This window comes from Streptomyces sp. NPDC056883, from assembly GCF_042788835.1.
In the GTDB taxonomy this organism is placed as follows: domain Bacteria; phylum Actinomycetota; class Actinomycetes; order Streptomycetales; family Streptomycetaceae; genus Streptomyces; species Streptomyces stoeckheimensis.
Window position 1 is genome coordinate 76195 of sequence record NZ_JBHUBS010000024.1, and the last position, 1172, is coordinate 77366.

At 70.2% G+C, this 1172-nt stretch carries 2 protein-coding genes; both read right to left on the minus strand.

Annotated elements, in window-relative coordinates; all coding sequences use genetic code 11:
- Positions 1-110 precede the first annotated feature (110 nt).
- Positions 111-278 (minus strand): hypothetical protein, encoded by a 168-nt coding sequence (locus ACFRU2_RS37360; RefSeq protein ID WP_382980681.1) that lies wholly within the window; start codon positions 276-278, stop codon positions 111-113.
- Positions 279-406: 128 nt separating this feature from the next.
- Positions 407-949, minus strand: coding sequence for a hypothetical protein (locus ACFRU2_RS37365; RefSeq protein ID WP_382980682.1), 543 nt, complete (start codon positions 947-949; stop codon positions 407-409).
- Positions 950-1172: the final 223 nt, after the last annotated feature.

The following is a 1172-nucleotide window of genomic DNA, read 5'->3' on the forward strand; positions in this document are numbered from 1 at the left end:
GTTGGGTTTTGGATCCTTGGGGGGGGTGGCTTTTTTTGGGGGGGGGGGGGGGGGGTTTGGGGGGGGGGGGGGGGGGGGGCCCCCCCCCCCCCCCCCGGCGGGCTTGCCTTCTACCAGCCGGGCGGTACCGGCTCCTCGTACTGCGAAGGGGCTTCGATCTCGCGGGTGTAGCCGCTGTCGCGCTCCTCGTCGTAGTGCTCGCACTCGGAGTCGCAGGGCTCCCCCTCGTCCGCGCCGCAGTCGTCGCAGGGGTCTTCAAGGTCGATGTACGCGGCCATGTCGGGCCTTCCGGTTCGGGTTTCGAGTGGTGGTGCGCTGTCCGGGGCGCCACCCCCTTCCAACGAGCTCAATATTACCAGCATTGGGCCTGAATCCATAGCGGAAAAGGGCCTCTGAGCAGCGGGTTTCAGGCGGGTACGGCAGGGAGGGCGAGGGGCTTCCACTGGTCCCCGGTCCAGAACTGCCAGACGGTCACCTCCGGCTCACTGGCCTTCAGGTCGCGGGCGACATGGGGCAGGAACGGGGAGTCGTCGCGGTCGAGCCACACCGGCGGGACCTTGACGGCGATGGAAGCGACGAACTCCTCGTCCTTGTCGAATCCGCGGAGCAGGCTGGCGCGCCGCCGCGCGCACTTCGCGACGTCCACGGCGGTCTCGTGCTCGTCGATGAGGCGGTCCAGCGCCTCCTCCTCGGTCAGGGGTTCACCGTCCATGCGGCAGGCGGCGGCGAACTCGTGGACGGCCCGGCGGTCGGCGCCGGTGGCCGGGAAGAACATGGTGGCTCCGCCGTTGCCGTCGTTCTCGATGATGCCGACGCGGCGGTCCCCCTCGTTGACGGTGGCGTTGTAGGCGATGCCGTTGCGGGTGGTCATCTGCTGGAAGTCGCTGAGGGCATAGCGGGTGTGGGGGACGCGGAGTCCGGTGTGGGGGAGCTGGATCAGGTCGGTCATGGGGTCCTCTCGCAGGATGGGGCACCACCGGTGCGGGGGTGCCGAGACGTGGCGGCGCACGGTGCCGGCCACAGGTGAGGGTTCGTCGCCTGCGGCGGTCCGTGACCACCGTGGGGCGGGGGGGGGGGCGGGGAGGAAGGGAGTTGTGGGGGGGGAGCGTCGTCACGGGGCACTCCGTAAAACAGGAACGAGACAAAACGGTGGAGGGGGGGGGGGGGGATGG